The following is a 15803-nucleotide window of genomic DNA, read 5'->3' on the forward strand; positions in this document are numbered from 1 at the left end:
ATGGGCATTCCTTCGGCCCTCTCCTCGTCGCGCCGCTGGCTGCGCGACAACCTGTTCAGCTCCCCGGGCAATGCGCTCACGACCCTGCTCGTTCTCGCCGTGGCGGCCTGGCTTGGCAGCAAGTTCATCGGCTGGGCCGTCGTGGATGCCATCTGGGGCCGGGCGCCGGTCGCGGCCTGCAACGCGCTGGCCGGCCAGGGCGCCTGCTGGGCGGTGGTGGCGGACAAGTGGCGGCAGATGCTGTTCGGCATCTACCCGCAGGGCGAGCAGTGGCGCCCCATGCTGGCGGTGACGCTGTTCTGCGCGGTCCTGGTGCTGTCGGCCATGCGCTGGTTCTGGCACGCGCGCCGGCTGGCCGCCCTGTGGATCGGCGGCAGCGTGGCCTGCGCCTGGCTGATGGGCGGAGGCCTCGGCCTCGCCCCGGTGCCGACATCGCTGTGGGGCGGCCTGCCCATCACGCTCATGCTGGCCGTCTACGGCACGCTGCTCGCCTTTCCGCTGGGCATCCTGCTGGCGCTGGGCCGGCGATCGCGCATGCCGATCGTGCGGGCCGTCTCGGTGGTCTACATCGAACTGGTGCGCGGGGTGCCGCTGATCACGGTGCTGTTCATGGCTTCCATCATGTTCGCGCTGTTCATGCCCGAAGGCATCAGCATCGACAAGCTGCTGCGCGCGCAGGTGGCCATCACCCTGTTCAACGCGGCCTACATCGCCGAGGTCGTGCGGGCCGGCCTGCAGGCCTTGCCGCGCGGACAGACCGAGGCGGCGGAGGCGCTGGGCCTCGGCTACTGGCGCATGCACCGCCTCGTCATCCTGCCGCAGGCGCTGAAGGTCACCATCCCGGCGCAGGTGAACAGCTTCATCGACAACTTCAAGGACACGTCGCTGGTCATCATCGTGTCCATCTTCGACTTCCTCTATGCCGTCAAGCAGGCCGTGGTGAGCGATCTCGACTGGCGCCACTTCTTCGTCGAGGGCTACCTGTTCGCGATGGCGGTGTACTGGATCTTCTGCTTCGCCATGAGCCAGTACAGCCGATGGCTCGAAAAGCACCTGTCGAGGGAACTCCGTTCATGACATCCCCGTACGCAAACGTCCCCGCGCCCGCGGTGGCCGCCGACGCCGAACCCATCATCCGCATCCGCGGCCTCAACAAGTGGTTCGGCAAGTTCCAGGCGCTGCGCGACGTCTCCCTGGACGTGCGCCGCGGCGAACGGATCGTGATCTGCGGGCCTTCGGGCTCGGGCAAGTCGACTTTGATCCGCTGCTTGAACCGGCTGGAGACGCACGAATCCGGCACCGTGGTGGTCGACGGCGTGGAACTCGACGACTCGCTGAAGCACATCGGCGCGGTGCGCAGCGAGATCGGCATGGTGTTCCAGCACTTCAACCTGTTTCCCCACCTCACGGTGCTGGAGAACTGCACGCTGGCGCCCATCTGGGTCCGCAAGCAACCCCGTGCCGAAGCCGAAGCGACCGCGCGCAAGCTGCTCGAACGCGTGCGCATCGCCGACCAGGCGGGCAAGTACCCCGGCCAGCTCTCGGGCGGCCAGCAGCAGCGCGTGGCGATCGCGCGCTCCCTGTGCATGGCCCCGCGGATCATGCTGTTCGACGAGCCCACCTCCGCGCTCGACCCCGAGATGGTCAAGGAAGTGCTCGACACGATGGTGGCGCTCGCCCGCGACGGCATGACGATGCTGTGCGTGACGCACGAAATGGGCTTTGCCCGCGCCGTCGCCGATCGCGTGATCTTCATGGACCGCGGCGAGATCGTCGAGGAGGCGCCTCCCGGCGAGTTCTTCGCGCGGCCGAAGTCCGAGCGCACGCAGCGCTTCCTGGAGCAGATCCTCGATCGGTAGCCCCTTCCCATGACCCGTTTCCCCATGTCCGATTCGTCCCCCGCCCTCCACATCCGCCCGGCCACCGTCGCAGACGTGCCGAAGATCCTCCGTTTCATCAAAGAGCTGGCCGTTTTCGAGAAGGCGGAGCACGAGGTGATCGCGACCGAGGCGAGCCTCCACGCATCCCTGTTCGGGGAAGGCGCCCGTGCCCATGCGCTCGTCTGCAGCGACGGCGACGTGGACATCGGCTTCGCCGTCTACTTCTTCAACTACTCCACCTGGCAGGGCAGGCAGGGGCTCTACCTCGAGGACCTGTACATCTCGCCCGCCCACCGGAACAAAGGCGCCGGCAAGGCCGTGCTGCAGCACCTGGCGCGCCTGGCGGTGGCCGGCAACTGCGGACGGTTCGAGTGGAGCGTCCTCGACTGGAACGAGCCCGCCATTGCGCTCTACCGATCCGTCGGCGCGGTGGCGATGGAGGAATGGATCCGGTACCGCCTGACGGGCGAGGCGCTGGCGAAGTTCGCGCGGGGCGAGGACGCGCGGGCTGCTGCGTAGCCGCCCGCGCCGGCAAGCCGGGCTGTTCCTTCAGTAGCCGTAGAAGTCCTCGCTGCGGATGTCGTCGTCGTCGACGCCCGCCTGCTCCAGCGTGGCGCGCAGGCCGGCCACCATGGCTGGCGGACCGGCCACGTAGTAGACGGGGTTCGCCAACCCTTCGGTCACCCGCTTCAGCAGGGCTTCGTCGATCTTGCCCCGTTCGCCCATCCAGGGCAGGTGGGACGCTTCCATCTGCGTCATGGTGGCGATCAGCCGGAAGCTGGGGTTCTCCCCTTCCAGTCGCTGCAATTCGGCCAGAAACGCACTGTCTTCCGGCCGGCGGTTGGAATACAGCAGGAGCAGGCGCTGCTTCAGCGCGCCATGCGCCGCATGCTGCAGCATGCTCATGAAGGGCGTGATGCCGATGCCCCCGGCCAGGAGGACGGCCGCCCGGTCCTGCTTGTTGTGCAGGGTCAGCGAGCCGAACGGCCCTTCGATCGCTGCGGCCCCGCCGACAGGCAACCGTGACAGCGCATTCTTGAATGCGCTGTCACGCATGCGGGTCGCCACCACCAGCTCGTCCTGGTGCGGCGCGCTGACGATCGAAAACGCATGGCGCCCGCTGTCCGTTCCGGCCACGGCGGGATCCTGCAGGATCAGGTCAATCGCCTGGCCCGGCTTGAAGGCGAAGCCGGCCGGCTTGTCGAAGTGAAAAGCCATCGTGCCGTGGGCGACTTCTTCCCGGCGCTGCAGGCGGACTGGCGTGGAGGTCATGATGCTGCTCCTGGCCGCGGGAACCGCGGCGTGGGTGGTGGGCTGGGCGTACTGCCTTCCTGGGATTGGATGCCGCGAACCGCAGGGGCGTTTCAAATCCCTCCCGGCGTCATGGGGAGCAGCCGTGCAAGGCGCAGCATCGGAACCGAGCCCCCTTGCGCGGCGCACAATGGGCGCCCCGCCAGCTTCCGGAGGCTGCCAATGAAGCCCACGATCACCGCCTTCGAACGATCGCCCGATCGCGGCAGGGGCCTCGCGCGTGACATGCGCGTCCGCTGGGCGCTCGAGGAGGTGGGGCAGCCCTACGACGTCCGTCTCGTTTCCTTCCAGGCGATGAAGGAACCCGCGCATCGTGCGCTCCACCCCTTCGGCCAGATCCCGACCTATGAGGAAGGGGGACTTGCGCTGTTCGAGTCCGGGGCGATCGTCCTGCACATCGCCGGGCGGCACGCGGGCTTGCTGCCGGCGGACGCGGATGCGCGGGCTCGCGCGATCGCGTGGATGTTCTCCGCGCTCAACACGGTGGAGTCCCCGATCGTCGAACGGGAAGCCGCGCTGCTCCTGGAGCGCGACAAACCCTGGGCGGCGCAACGGCAACCCATCCTCGACGAGCGCGTGGGTGTCCGGCTGCGCGAACTTTCCAGCCGGCTCGGCGAGGCCGACTGGCTCGACGGGGCCTTCAGCGCGGGGGACCTGCTGATGGTGACGGTGTTGCGCCGGCTGGGCGGCTCGCATCTGCTGGACGCGCATTCGAATCTCTGCGCGTATGTTGCTCGCGGCGAGGCGCGGCCTGCGTACCAGCGGGCGTTCGCCGCCCAGTTGGCGGTGTTCACGGGCGCGGCCTGACGGTCGAAGCACGAAGGAAGACAGCGACCTCCGCCGTGCCAGGGGCCTGCCTGTCGGCGCCCACCTAGGCCACGCTGGCCGCCGCCTTCCCCAGCAGTTCCTTCAGCTCCGGCCCCAGCTTGAATGCCTGCCCGAACTCCGGCAGGCCGTACCCCGGGTGCAAGCGCTGGATCGTCGCCGCCGTCTCCCGTGCCTCGCGCGTGCGGCCGGCCAGCGCCAGGCAGTACGTCGCGATGGCGCGGATGTGCACGTGCGCATTCGGGCGTGCCGTGGAACGCAGCGCCCAGTCCGCCGCTTCCTCGTACCGGCCCAGGCGCAGCAGGCCCAGCGCGCGCGACGCCAGCATGCCGAACAACAGGGGGTCCATCGGGCTCAGGGCCCGCGCCTGGTCCACTTCCGTGATGGCCAACTGCGCGTCGCCCGATTGCGCATGCACGAAGCCGAGCGTGTAGTGGCCCAGCGCGAAGTTGGGACTGAGCTCGATCGCGTCCTGCAGTTCGCGGATCGCTTCCTGCTGCCGGTCCATCAGCCACATGGCCCGCCCGAGCGCCCAATGCGACGCGGGATCGTGGGCGTCCGCGATCAGGCCCTCGGCCGCCGCGGCGTACGCGTGCTCGATGGCGGGCGCGCGTTCGCGCCAGCCCAGGAAGGCGTCCTGGAAGTGCGTGAAGGACAGTCCGGCATGCGGCCGGGCGAAGGTGGGATCCAGCCGCACGGCAGTCTGGAAGAACTGCCGGGCCTGCTCGTTGTCTTCGCGGGTGAAGCGGAACATGTGCCAGAGGCCGCGATGATGGGCCTCCCACGCGGTGAGCGAGTTGGGGTTCTTCAGGATCGCGCGATTGCGTTCCGCCTCCTCGATGTGGTTGGCGATCGCGGTGACGATGCGGTTGCCGATCTCGTCGAGCACCGAAAAGGTGTCGTCGAGGCTGCCGGAGAACTCCTCGGCCCAGACGACCTGCGCGCTGCGCGTCTGCGCCAGCTGCACGCCCACGGCCAGCCGCGCGCCCGGCCCGCGCCGCAACCAGCCGCTCGCGACGTAATCCACGTCGAGGCGGCGGCCGGCATCCTCCGAGTCCACGCGCCGCTCCGCGAGCGTGAACATGGTGCCCTCCGCGATGACGAACACGCTGCGCAACCGGGCCAGCCGCGTGATCACGTCATGTGCCATGCCGTCGCCGAGGCCGCCTCGCAGCGGCACGCCCGGCGTGCGGTCGGCGAAGGGCATGACGGCGATCGAGGCGCGGCGCGCCGGGACCGCAGGCGGCTCGTCCTTCACCACCGCTTGCGCGGAGCCGTCGACGACGCCCTGCGCGGGGCCCAGGCCAGCCGCATGGCGTGACTTCGCGGCGCGCCAGGCGTGCGCGATCGCTCCCCAGTCCTGCCCTTCCGCCTGGAAGCGGCGGGCGGTTGCCGCAAGGTGTTCCTCGCCTTCGCGCAGGCGGCCGCGAGCGGCCAGGGCCTGCAGCAGTTGCTCGTGCGCACGGCGGTCGAAGGGCGTGAGCGCGACCCAGCGCTCGCGGGCGGCGAGCGCCGCGTCGCTCTCCGTGGGCAGGGCTTGCACCCAGTGCTCCAGCACCAGGGCGTGCGCGGCGCGCAGGTGGCGCCGCTGCGCGAGCAGCCAGTCCGTGAACGCCGGGCTCCGCGGGACTTCGAGCCCTTCCAGGAACTCGCCCCGGCCCGCGAGCGCCGCGACTGCGTGCAGCTCCGCGGCCGGCAGGGTGGCGACGCCCTGCTGCACGGCCTGCTGCAGCTCGCGCGCATCGACGCTGCAGTCGGCAAGGTCGACCGCCACCGTGTCGCCCTGCGCGAGGACCCGTGGCCGGCCGGGCTCGTCCAGTACGGCGCGCACCTTGCTGAGGCACCAGCGCAGCTCGCCGCGCGGGTCGCTGGGCAGGTCCCACAGCAGTTCGCACAGGTGGCTGCGCGTGACGGGCCGCCCGGCCATGGCCAGGTAAGCGAGCAGGGCCCGCACCTTGCGCGACCGCGGCAAGGCCACGGCCGAGTCGACGCGCGCCACGGCCGGCGGCCCGAGCAGCCGCAGCGCGAGCCGGGCTGGCGGCCGGTCCGGTTCCTTCGAGGGCTGAATTTCCACGCCGATTTCCACGCTGGTCTCCACGGCGGCTTCCACACACCGGGCGGAAAGTGCGACTTCCCTTCCCCACCCCGGAGCAAACGCATGGATGCAGCCACCGCCCCCGACTTCGCCGCCGTCAAGGCCCGCCAGAAAGCCGCCTGGGCTTCGGGCGACTATGCCGTCATCGGTACCACCTTGCAAATCGTCGGCGAGACGCTCTGCGAGGCGGCCGACCTGCGCGCCGGCGAGCGCGTGCTGGACGTGGCCGCGGGCAACGGCAACGCCACGCTGGCCGCCGCGCGCCGCTGGTGCGAAGTCACCTCCACCGACTACGTGCCGGCGCTGCTGGAGCGCGGGCGCGAACGTGCCGCGGCCGAGCGCCTGCACGCCATCGACTTCCACGAGGCCGATGCCGAGGCGCTGCCCTTCGACGACGCCAGCTTCGACGCCGTGCTGTCGACCTTCGGATGCATGTTCACTCCCAATCCGCCGCGCGCCGCCGCCGAAATGCTGCGCGTCTGCCGGCCCGGCGGCCGCATCGCCCTGGCGAACTGGACGCCCGACGGCTTCATCGGCCAGGTGTTCGGCGTGATCGGGAAGTACGTGCCACCGCCCGCCGGCGTCTCCTCGCCGGCGCAGTGGGGCACCCGCGGTCGCATCGCGGAGCTGTTCGAGACTTCGGCGCGGTCCATCGCGATGGAAAAGCGCGCGTTCCACTTCCGCTATCGCTCTTCGGACCACTTGCTGGAGGTCTTCCGCGGCTACTACGGCCCCGTCCTGAAGGCGTTCGCCGCCCTGGACGAGAAGGGGCAGCAGGCGCTGGCCGCCGATTTCACCGGGCTCATGAACCGGTTCAACGCCGCACCCGAGCGTGGCCTGGTGATCCCCAGCGCCTACCTCGAGATCGTCATCACCCGCCAGTGAGGAGCATCGCATGGGCAATGCACAAGCCTTCGCGCTCGCCTGCATCGCAGCGGCGGGTTGCTACGCCGCGCAGGTCCGCGCGGACGTCGTGACCGACTGGAACACGGTCGCCGGCGACCTCGTCGCGCAGGCGATGGGCCGGCGGATCGGCGCGCTGGCGGCCGAAAGGGTGGCGCGGGCTCCGCGCGACGGGCAGGCGGTCGTGCAGGGCAGTGCGGCGCCGGGCGCGCATCGCTGAACCGCCGGATGGCGTGAACCCGACCCACGAGGAACATCGACATGGAATTGCAACAACCCTTCCTGCAGGAGGCCGGCCAGGGGCCCGGCGTCGTGTGCCTCCACGCGAACGCGAGCACTTCCGGCCAGTGGCGGGGCTTGCTGGAGCGCCTGTCGCCGCGCTTTCGGGTGCTCGCGCCGGACTCCTACGGCGCCGGCCGTGGTCCGGCGTGGCCCGGCGCGCGGCACACGCTGCGCAGCGAAGTGGAACTGATGGAACCGGTGTTCGCTCGCGCGGGCACGCCGCATTTCCTGGTGGGGCATTCCTACGGAGGGGCCATAGCGATGCTCGCGGCGGCGCTCCACCCCGGGCGCGTGCGGGCCGTGGCGGTGTACGAGCCGACGCTGTTCGCGCTGGTGGATGCGCAGGGCGGGCCGCCGAACGGGGTGGACGGCATCCGCCAGGTGGCGCACGCGGCTGGCGCCGCCGCGGCCGCAGGGGACACCGCCACCGCGGCCCGGCTCTTCATCGACTTCTGGATGGGCGCCGGATCGTGGGACGCCACGCCGCCAGGCCGCAAGCCGGCGATCGCACAGTCCGTGGCGAACGTCGGCGGCTGGTGGCGCGCGCTGGCGAACGAGCCCACGCCGCTGGCCACCTTTGCGGCGATCGAGGCGCCCGTGCTGTACCTCTGCGGCGGCCGTTCGCCGCGCTCCGCCCGCGCCGTCGCCCAGGTGCTGGCTCCCGCGCTGCCGAACGCGCGCGTGGTGGAGTTCGAGCCATTGGGACACATGGGGCCCATCACGCATCCGGCGCTGGTGAATGCGGAGATCGAGCAGTTCCTCGAGGAGAACCGGGGAAAGTGAGCGGGAAGCCGGCAAGCTGGGCTGGTGCGCCCTCGTCGTCGGACGGCGTTCGGCCTTCCAGGGCGTGCCGTCTGCGCCCAGGCAGGCAGCCGTCCGACACGAAGTTGCACGACTGTCGACTTTGCCGCGCCCCACCGCTGCGGCAGCATCGTCTCCATCTGTGTACGCCACATCGTTGAGGAGCATCCCATGTTCGGCAAGAAAGACCCCGCCGCCATCAAGACCCTGATCGCGCAGGGCACGCGCATCGACGGCGACCTGACGTTCGACGAGGGCCTGAGGGTCGACGGCGAGGTCTACGGCGCGATTCACGCGAGCTCCGACAGCGGCAGCCTCCTGGTCGTCTCCGAGGGCGCGGTGGCGGACGGCGGCCTCAGGGCCGACCACGTGATCATCAACGGGACGGTCAAGGGGCCCGTGGAAGCCCGCGAACTGCTGGAGCTACAGCCCAAGGCCAGGATCGAAGGCGACGTCCAGTACGTGGCACTGGAGATGCATCAAGGGGCCACCATCCTGGGTCAGCTGCGACCGATGGGGTCCCCGAGCGCATCGTCCGAAGAGGACAAGCCGTTGATCAGGCTGGCGACGAAGAGCGCCTGATCCGGTCGAAAGCAGGTCCAATCCAGGAGGCTCGGCTTCACAGCGACCTCCTGTGCCTTCCCTGGACCTGCACTCCCTCGCGCGAGAATTTCCATTCGCCGGTCGGCTGGAAGCGATCTTGCTGCGGCCGGCGCGGGATCGACCTGTGCTGCGGGTGGAGGCCTGCGACGTGGTCGAAGGTTTTGGATTGCAAGGGGACCGCGCGGCGGCCGGGCGCGGAGGCGGCAAGCGGCAGGTCACGCTCCTTCAGGCGGAGCACCTGCCGGTGGTGGCGGCACTGCTGCGGCGACCGGAGGTGGATCCCGCCTTGCTCCGGCGCAATCTCGTGATCTCAGGCCTCAATCTGCTTGCCGCCAGGAGCCTCTTCCGCGACCAGCCGCTCCATCTCCGGCTGGGCCCGCAAGTCATCCTGGAGGTGACGGGGCCGTGCGAACCCTGCTCGAAGATGCATGCCTGCCTGGGCGCTGGCGCCTACAACGCGCTGCGTGGGCACGGTGGGATGACGGCACGCGTCGTGCGCGGTGGCAGCCTGAGTGTCGGGCAAGAGGTGCGGTGCCGCCGGGCCACCGAGTCGCCCGAAATGCACGAAGACGAATGACGCCGCGCAACCCTCGGGCACAATTCATCGCGTGACCCGGACCGCCGTCATTGCGAATGCGTTGCTCGTCCTGCTGCTCGCAGCGTGGGCAGCGCCTTGCGCCGCGGCAGGGGTCCAGCTCGACGGGCTCACCTGGCCGGAAGTGCGCGACGCGCTGCGGGGCGGCAGCACGACCATTCTGATTCCTGTCGGCGGCACGGAGCAGAACGGCCCGCACATGGCCCTCGGCAAGCACAACGTCCGGGTCGGCCGGCTGGCCGAGCGCATCGCCACGCAGCTGGGGCACACCCTGGTCGCCCCGGTGGTGGCCTACGTTCCCGAGGCCGCCGGGCACATGCGTTTTCCCGGCACGATTTCGGTCTCCGGCGAGGCCTTCAGCGGCATCGTCACGGGCGCGGCGCGCAGCCTGCGGCAGCACGGCTTCCGCGACATCGTGCTGCTGGGCGACTCCGGCGACTACCAGCCCCTGCTGAGGCAGGTGAGCGAGCGCCTGAACCGCGAGTGGGCCGGCAGCGGCGTGCGCGTGCACTACGTCGCCGCCTACTACCAGGCGGCCACCACCGGCTACGCCCAGTTGCTGCAGGAGGCCGGCTTCACGCCGGCGCAGATCGGCCCGCATGCCGGGCTTGCCGACACCTCGCTGATGCTGGCCGTCGATGCTTCGCTGGTCCACGGCGATCGCCTGGCCGAAGCCTCGCCGCAGACCGGCGTCACGGGCGATCCGTCGCGGGCGTCGGTCGCGCTGGGGCAGAAGGGCGTCGACCTCATCATCGAGAAAACCGTCGCCGCTATCCGCCAGTCCCTGGCGCCGACGCGGTGAACCCGCCAGGACTTCCCACGTGAAGCAAATCCGCGATCTTTGTGCCGCTGTCGCCCTGGCCGGGGCCTGCGTCGCCGCCTCCGGGCAAGTTGGCGCGCCCGCGTCTGCGCCCGCCTCGGTCGCGGCCGTGCTCACCGTGCCTGGCATGCCCGGCGTGCCCGACCCGCGGAACCTGTACAGCGAAACGAACGCCGGCAAGCTGTCCCCTGTGGTGGCCGGGCACCTGGAACGCATCTACGTGCCCAACCGCGCGGAAAACACGGTCTGGGTGATCGACCCCGCGACCCTGCGCGTGGTGGACCGCTTCCGCGTGGGCGTGAATCCGCAGCACATCGTGCCCTCCTGGGACCTGCAGGTGCTCTGGGTCGCGAACAACGCCGAGGGGCGCACCGACGGCAGCCTCACGCCCATCGATCCGCGCACGGGCAAGCCGGGTCCGTCGGTGCCGGTCGACGACCCCTACAACATGTACTGGTCGCCCGATGGACGCTACGCGATCGTGGTGGCGGAGGCCTACAAGCGGCTGGACTTCCGCGACCCCGCCACGATGCGCCTGGTTTACTCGATCGACACTCCGGACTGCGCGGGCATCAACCACGCGGATTTCTCCATCGACGGCTCCCATGCCGTGTTCACGTGCGAGTTCGATGGCGGCCTCACCAAGGTGGACCTCGTGAACCGCCGCGTCGTCGCCACCATCAAGCTGTCGCGCTATTTCGATCGCCCCGAAGTCCTGGAGGTCCTGCAGCGGCCCGGCCGCAAACCGCGCCGGATGCTCGACCCCGCGGTGCCGCGCTCCGTCATCGTCTCGGGCACGCCCATGCCGCAGGACGTCCGGATTTCGCCGGACGGCCGCCGCTTCTATGTCGCGGACATGGTTTCGGATGGCGTGCACGTGGTGGACTTCGCCACGTTCCGGCAGGTCGGATTCATCCCGACGGGCGTCGGCACGCATGGCCTGTATCCCAGTCGTGATGGAACGAAGCTGTACGTGGCAAACCGCGGCAGCAACCACGTGCATGGACACCGGCGCGGCAAGGGCAGCGTCACGGTGATCGAGTTCGCGACCGAAAGGATCGTCGCGCAGTGGCCCGTCCCGGGCGGTGGCAGCCCGGACATGGGCAACGTGAGCGCGGACGGACGCTATCTCTGGCTCTCCGGCCGGTATGACAACGAGGTCTACCGCTTCGACACCAACGACGGCAGCGTCGTGCGCGTGAAGGCGGGGCGCGAGCCGCACGGGCTCACCGTCTGGCCGCAGCCGGGGCGCTACAGCCTGGGGCACACGGGCAATCTCCGCTGAGCACCCTCCCGGGTGCCGATCTGCGAGTTCGTCGCCCGAGATGAGCTGGGAGACGGGCGCCTCGTCCTTGTCTTCCCTCTTCGAGAAGCTGCATCTTCCTTGCGGTGGAGCCGGTGGCCGCGAACACGCACTCCAAAGGAGGGATGCACGCCTGCCGCGAGCCCGAAAGAATCTGCAGCCACAACCATTCGCTGCCCATTCCACCGGGGTTGCTGCCAGCCTGCAACCCACTGGGCTCGGACGTGTTGCCGCGAAAGGGCAGATGATGCAGATGCGACCGCCCGCTGTCCCCGCCACGGTGCCACCCACGTTCCGCTGGTTGTCCCTGGTCTTCTCGGTACTGCTGTTCGGTTTCCTGGCCTCGTGCTCCGGCGTCAAGCTGGTCCCCGACTACGACGCCGAAGCTGCCAAGGCAATCACCGACACCTCGGCCGAGGTCTTCGCGTTCTACGACAAGATGATCGAGGCGAAGGCCAAGGCGAACCCGGCCAAGCTGCCCTACGCCGCCTTTGCCGGGGATTGGGGAAAGATCGAGACCGACGTCCGGGTGTTGATGGTGCGGGAGGAGTCGCGCCCCTTGAACACCGAATCACAGCGGATCGCCCGCACCATCCTGGAGTTCTGGCAGAAGTACCGGGCCGGTCACCAGAAGACGGACGACTACAGCGCATTCCTGCTGGGACAGCACCGCGATCGCTTCCAGCGGCTCTTCACGGCGGCCCTGGTGGCCGAAAAGGCCAAGGCCCTGGCGGTCGAGGACAGCGACGCGAAGAAGGAATGAGAGACGAGGAGCAGCCATGAGCATCGACATCGGCGCCATCCTGAAGACCGCGGTGGGTGCGGCCACGGAGGCGGTCAAGAAAACCGCGCCGCAGGTCGAGGACTTCCTGCGCGAGATCGCCAAGGGGCACGAAGCGGCGATCCGGTCCCTGGCCGAGGCCCTCGCCAGCGGCGACATCGACGAGGAGACGTTCAAGGACGAAATGGACGACGAGGCCAAGACGCTCGAAGCGGAGTTGCAGGCCGTGGCGGTGATGGGGAAGGCGATTGCGCAGCGTGCCATCAACGCCTTCCGCAAGGCGCTGATCGACGGCATCACCTCCGCGATCAAGGCGGCAATCTGAACCGGAAGGAGGGCGAACGGTGGCCACTGGAGACGACCTGCTGGCGCTGGCCGCGCAGCACCTGAACGAAAAGTACGTCCTGGGCGCGCGGGTGCCGAAGGACAACACCGAGTGGACAGGCCCCTGGGACTGCGCCGAGTTCGCGTCCTGGAGCCTCTTCCAGGCCAGCGGCAAGCTCTTCGGCTGCAGCCAGAACAACAAGCCCGCGATGGCGGATGCCTTCACCGGCTTCTGGGAGCGCGATGCCAAGGCGGCGGATTGCACCGTGGCGGTCGCGGTGGCGAAGGCGACGCCGGGCGCTTTCCTCCTTCGCTTCCCGGCGCCCTCGCTGATCGGCCACATCGCGATCTCGGACGGCACGGGCGGGACAGTGGAAGCGCACTCCACCGCCACGGGCGTCATCCGCGGCAAGGTCGATGGCCGCCGGTGGGACGTCGGCGTGCTGCCGCCGATGATCAGCTACGCCGAACCGGCGGAAGTCCTGCCCACGGTCCCACCGAGCCTGGTGTTGCGGCTCAAGCAACCCAACATGAAGGGCGCCCTGGTCGAGCGCCTGCAGCAGGCGCTGGCCGACAGGGGGTTTTCGCCGGGAGAGATCGACGGAAGCTTCGGGCCGCACACCGCCGCCGCCGTGCACGCCTTCCAACTCACCCAGGGCATGCTGGCCGATGGGGAGGCAGGCGAGAAGACGCTGCAGGCGCTCGGGCTGAGGTAGTAGCGCCGAGGAGGCGCGCGCCCGGCCCTGCGGACCTCTTTCAGCACAGGAGCGCTTCATGAACTGCCGCAATATCGCCTTCGTGCTGCTGTTGGTCTCGGGTGCGGTCGCTGCCCAGACCTACCTCCCGCCTGCCGATGCGGCAGCGGCCCTCCAGGGCGTCGACTTCGGGTCGGCGGCAGCGGTTGGCTCGCGTTTCAGCAAGAGGTTCAACGAGTGCGACGCAACCAACACCTGCGACGGCCAGGACCTGGGAAACCGCGGGTGCAAGGGGGACAAGAACCGGAATGCGGCTCTCCTGAAGCTCGCCGGAGGAGTGATCTTCTTCGAGGCCAAGATGGCCGTGGATTCCGACGGCTCGCCGCTCTCGCGAAAAGGGCAGGGGACGGATCTTCCGGAAACGTCGTTGCGCTACGACGCGCCGGGAAAGCCCAGCATCAATGCCGACCGGGTGCCCTATATCGTCCTGCCCCAGGGGGGCTTCGCAAGCGAACTCGGCGTCGGGAAGGGGGATGTTGCCGCAGTCGTGCGTGGCGGCACTCGCGAGTATGCGGTGGTCGCCGACTTCGGCCCGGTCTGCAAGATCGGTGAAGGATCCATTCAGCTGCACGAGCTCCTGGACCATCCCGTGTGCCGGCGACGTGCCCAGAACGGTGACTGCGAGGCCGTGCGTGATGTCAGCATCGAGAAGCAGGTCTTGTACTTCGTGTTCCCGGGGACGCACCAGACGCTGCTCCCCGGCATGACGCCAGAGAACGTGAACCAACGGATCAAGGATATCGGAACCGCGGAGTGGGAGCGGCTCACACGCTGAGTGCAGCGGCGCGCCATCAGGGAGTGCGCCGCGACGCGCATCCCGTCGCCGGATCAGCCCGCCATCCTGCGTTGCTCCCGGAGCCAGGCCCGGATGGCTTCCGCGTCCGGCAGCGACTTGGTCTGCCGGCGCAGCGACAGCAACTCACCGCGCAATCTCCGCGCCTCCGACGAGATCATGCGATCCGCCTTGCGCGGCTGCAATCCCGACCCCGCCGCGAGCCCCGTGGCGGCCCGAAATCCGGCCTCCAGGCGCCGGGTTTCCGACTGCAGATCCGCCACCTGCTCCTGCAGCACGATGACGTAGTGCTCCAGGCGCCGCCGGTCCACGGAGGCGAGGTGCGCTGCATCGATCTGCTCCGCCTGCAGCTGGAGTTCCAGCAGGGCCAGCAGGTTGTCCTCGGCATACGCCAGGTTGGCGTGCTGCATCAGGGTGGTCTTGCGCTCGCGCTGCCGTGGATCCGGCTCCCGATCCGGGTGCAGTGCGCTCGCGAGCCGGCGGTACACGTCGCGCACCGAGCTCGAGACCTCCTGTGCCTCTTGCCGGCGTCGCTTCGAGGCACTGTCTGCGCGCCGCTGCGCCGCCCATTGCGCACGCTGGGCTGCGGCCGCCTCGGCCTGCTGCTCCCAGTCCTGCGTCGGATCCTCCCGGTGGTCGTGGTGGCCAACCGCGCGATCGGCATCCTCCTGCCCGGGCTGCATGGAAGCCGCCTCTTCGGCATGCCGGCATGCGACGGCCGCAAGCTCCGCGTCGTCCTCCACTTCCAGGAGGGCAGCCGCGGTTTCACGGAGCAACTCGCCCAGCTGCTCCCGCTCGGCGCGCGACAGCCCGGGCTGCAGGCTGGCGTGGTCGAGCGTGAAGACCCATTGGCGCCAGGCCGCGTGCAGTTCGCGACGCACGGGCTCCACGACCTGGTGGTAGCGCGCGATCCGCTCCTTCCACTCGGCAAGCGCGGCGCGCCACAGGGCGACATCCCGCACCAGGACGTTGAAACGAGTCTGCTGCTCCGCCAGGGGCGGGTCGGCGGCGTCAGGGTGGATCTGAAGGAACTGGATGTCGGCCCTGGACATGCGCGCATTGTCCCTGGCCGACCATGAAAAGGCGGGAGGCGCCTTTCAGCGCTCCCGCCTTTCGCGCCGGGTCAGCGCCCGTCGTGGTCGGAGTCGCCCGGGACGGCCCGTTCCACGGCGTTGCTGGCGCGGTGCCACGCATCGCGCGACGCGTGCTTCGCGTGCTCCCATTCGAGCTTGGAGCGGCCCCTGGCCGTGCCCCAGTCGCGGCCCAGTTCGGGTTCGATCTCGTCGAACGGCCGGTCCGGGTAGCGGTTGTACGCGTCGACGCCATAGCGGTACGCGGGCGCGTACTCGTCGTAGCTGGTGCCGCCGGTCACGTACGGGCGGCTCGCATAGTTGTCGCGCCAGTACGTGTCCTCGACCGCGGGGTCGGCCTTCATCCGGCCCGCGACCGCTCCGACCACGGCACCGATGGCAGCGCCCACCGCGGCGCCGACGGGACCCGTCATGCCGCCCGCGGCCGCACCGGCCGCCGCGCCGCCGGCCACGCCGCCGACGACGCCCCCGGCCACGGCGCCTTTGCCCGATTCCTTGGCGGCAGGGTGCGCATTGGGGTCAGCAGGCAGGTCACGCTTGTGATCGTTCATCGATGTTCCTTTCAAGGGTGTGATGCGGCGTCGCCGCCGAAGACCCGACCTTAGATGCGAGCCGTCGTGAACGAAGCGCGTCCACGTCCT

Annotated in this window: 19 protein-coding genes; 15 read left to right on the forward strand and 4 right to left on the reverse strand. The window is 69.6% G+C overall.

All coding sequences use genetic code 11. From position 1 onward, the window contains the following. From JJ685_RS14630 to JJ685_RS14640, 3 genes are read left to right on the forward strand one after another with little or no spacing between them, the layout of a single operon-like run. Positions 1-1077 carry an amino acid ABC transporter permease gene (locus JJ685_RS14630; protein WP_201675003.1) on the forward strand — a complete coding sequence of 359 codons (1077 nt, stop codon included), beginning with the start codon at positions 1-3 and terminating at the stop codon, positions 1075-1077. Further along, the gene (locus JJ685_RS14635) at positions 1074-1859 is read left to right on the forward strand and encodes an amino acid ABC transporter ATP-binding protein (RefSeq protein ID WP_201675004.1); all 786 of its coding nucleotides are present in this window, start codon (positions 1074-1076) and stop codon (positions 1857-1859) included. Before JJ685_RS14630 ends, JJ685_RS14635 begins: the two co-directional genes overlap by 4 nt. A 24-nt stretch (positions 1860-1883) precedes the next feature. Then, entirely contained in the window at positions 1884-2399 is a 516-nt protein-coding gene (locus JJ685_RS14640; protein ID WP_201675005.1) for a GNAT family N-acetyltransferase, read from the forward strand. 30 nt (positions 2400-2429) lie between these two features. Here JJ685_RS14640 and JJ685_RS14645 read toward each other — a convergent pair whose 3' ends face one another. Continuing rightward, complete coding sequence (locus JJ685_RS14645) at positions 2430-3152, reverse strand: ferredoxin--NADP reductase (protein WP_201675006.1); 723 nt, start codon at positions 3150-3152, stop codon at positions 2430-2432. 201 nt (positions 3153-3353) lie between these two features. Between JJ685_RS14645 and JJ685_RS14650 the strand changes: the two genes are divergently transcribed. Then, on the forward strand, positions 3354-3998 hold the full coding sequence (locus JJ685_RS14650; protein ID WP_201675007.1) for a glutathione S-transferase family protein: 645 nt from the start codon (positions 3354-3356) through the stop codon (positions 3996-3998). Positions 3999-4062: 64 nt separating this feature from the next. Here JJ685_RS14650 and JJ685_RS14655 read toward each other — a convergent pair whose 3' ends face one another. Further along, positions 4063-6114, reverse strand: a complete 2052-nt coding sequence (locus JJ685_RS14655; protein ID WP_330901771.1) for a transcriptional regulator — start codon at positions 6112-6114, stop codon at positions 4063-4065. A 60-nt stretch (positions 6115-6174) separates the two neighbouring features. On the opposite strand from JJ685_RS14655, the gene JJ685_RS14660 reads away from it, so the two are divergent. From JJ685_RS14660 to JJ685_RS14710, 11 genes are all read left to right on the forward strand, one after another. Continuing rightward, positions 6175-6996 (forward strand): class I SAM-dependent methyltransferase, encoded by an 822-nt coding sequence (locus JJ685_RS14660; RefSeq protein ID WP_201675008.1) that lies wholly within the window; start codon positions 6175-6177, stop codon positions 6994-6996. Between the two features lie 10 nt (positions 6997-7006). Beyond that, a complete protein-coding gene (locus tag JJ685_RS14665) occupies positions 7007-7234 on the forward strand; it encodes a hypothetical protein (RefSeq protein ID WP_201675009.1) in 228 nt (75 codons plus the stop codon). 41 nt (positions 7235-7275) lie between these two features. Beyond that, positions 7276-8079, forward strand: a complete 804-nt coding sequence (locus JJ685_RS14670) for an alpha/beta fold hydrolase (protein WP_201675010.1) — start codon at positions 7276-7278, stop codon at positions 8077-8079. Positions 8080-8268: 189 nt separating this feature from the next. After that, the gene (locus JJ685_RS14675) at positions 8269-8679 is read left to right on the forward strand and encodes a bactofilin family protein (RefSeq protein WP_201675011.1); all 411 of its coding nucleotides are present in this window, start codon (positions 8269-8271) and stop codon (positions 8677-8679) included. A gap of 145 nt (positions 8680-8824) precedes the next feature. Continuing rightward, a complete protein-coding gene (locus JJ685_RS14680; protein WP_330901772.1) occupies positions 8825-9277 on the forward strand; it encodes an MOSC domain-containing protein in 453 nt (150 codons plus the stop codon). A 31-nt stretch (positions 9278-9308) separates the two neighbouring features. Continuing rightward, positions 9309-10097 (forward strand): creatininase family protein, encoded by a 789-nt coding sequence (locus JJ685_RS14685; RefSeq protein WP_330901773.1) that lies wholly within the window; start codon positions 9309-9311, stop codon positions 10095-10097. Positions 10098-10116: 19 nt separating this feature from the next. Then, entirely contained in the window at positions 10117-11400 is a 1284-nt protein-coding gene (locus JJ685_RS14690; protein ID WP_201675013.1) for a YncE family protein, read from the forward strand. 67 nt (positions 11401-11467) lie between these two features. Then, positions 11468-12181 (forward strand): hypothetical protein, encoded by a 714-nt coding sequence (locus tag JJ685_RS14695; RefSeq protein ID WP_201675014.1) that lies wholly within the window; start codon positions 11468-11470, stop codon positions 12179-12181. A 16-nt stretch (positions 12182-12197) separates the two neighbouring features. Further along, on the forward strand, positions 12198-12524 hold the full coding sequence (locus JJ685_RS14700) for a hypothetical protein (protein ID WP_201675015.1): 327 nt from the start codon (positions 12198-12200) through the stop codon (positions 12522-12524). A gap of 19 nt (positions 12525-12543) precedes the next feature. Further along, on the forward strand, positions 12544-13239 hold the full coding sequence (locus tag JJ685_RS30285) for a peptidoglycan-binding domain-containing protein (RefSeq protein WP_201675016.1): 696 nt from the start codon (positions 12544-12546) through the stop codon (positions 13237-13239). Positions 13240-13297: 58 nt separating this feature from the next. Continuing rightward, positions 13298-14053 carry a glycoside hydrolase family 75 protein gene (locus JJ685_RS14710; protein ID WP_201675017.1) on the forward strand — a complete coding sequence of 252 codons (756 nt, stop codon included), beginning with the start codon at positions 13298-13300 and terminating at the stop codon, positions 14051-14053. 53 nt (positions 14054-14106) lie between these two features. Here the strand turns inward: JJ685_RS14710 and JJ685_RS14715 are convergent, their stop codons facing one another. Together JJ685_RS14715 and JJ685_RS14720 are read right to left on the reverse strand one after the other, a co-directional pair. Continuing rightward, on the reverse strand, positions 14107-15123 hold the full coding sequence (locus JJ685_RS14715; RefSeq protein ID WP_201675018.1) for a hypothetical protein: 1017 nt from the start codon (positions 15121-15123) through the stop codon (positions 14107-14109). A 71-nt stretch (positions 15124-15194) separates the two neighbouring features. After that, a complete protein-coding gene (locus JJ685_RS14720) occupies positions 15195-15713 on the reverse strand; it encodes a hypothetical protein (RefSeq protein WP_201675019.1) in 519 nt (172 codons plus the stop codon). Positions 15714-15803 lie beyond the last annotated feature (90 nt).

Source organism: Ramlibacter monticola, from assembly GCF_016722785.1.
GTDB lineage: Bacteria > Pseudomonadota > Gammaproteobacteria > Burkholderiales > Burkholderiaceae_C > Ramlibacter > Ramlibacter monticola.